Here is a 355-nt window from a genome sequence, read left to right as displayed (position 1 = left end):
AGTCTGCTCGTACAACTCGATCGCCCGGCCCAGGTCCCCCACCGACTTGTAGGCGGTGGCGAGGTTGTTGCGGGAGGCCAGCGTGTCGGGGTGGTCCTCGCTCAGCACCCGCACCCGGTCGGCGAGGGACTGCTCGAACAGCGGGATGGACCGGCCCAAATCCCCCGCCGTGTAGCAGGCGTAGGCGAGGTTGCTGCGGGAGGCCAGCGTGTCGGGGTGGTCCTCGCCCAGCACCCGCAGCATGTCGGTCAGGGTCTGCTCGTACAGGTCGATCGCCCGGCCCAGGCCCCCCGCCGACTGGTAGGCGTAGGCGAGGTTGTTGCGGGAGGCCAGCGTGTGTGGGTGGTCTTCGCCC

1 protein-coding gene is annotated in these 355 nt (G+C 70.1%); it reads right to left on the bottom strand.

Annotated features, from left to right (window positions below; all coding sequences use genetic code 11):
• The coding region (locus tag RB628_RS41670; RefSeq protein ID WP_318325801.1) for a tetratricopeptide repeat protein at window positions 1–355 on the bottom strand (355 nt) is incomplete at both ends.

The organism is Streptomyces sp. ADMS, assembly GCF_033441795.1.
Taxonomy (GTDB): domain Bacteria; phylum Actinomycetota; class Actinomycetes; order Streptomycetales; family Streptomycetaceae; genus Streptomyces.
The sequence above is the reverse complement of the archived record's forward strand: the minus strand, read 5'-3'. Positions and strand labels throughout refer to the sequence as shown.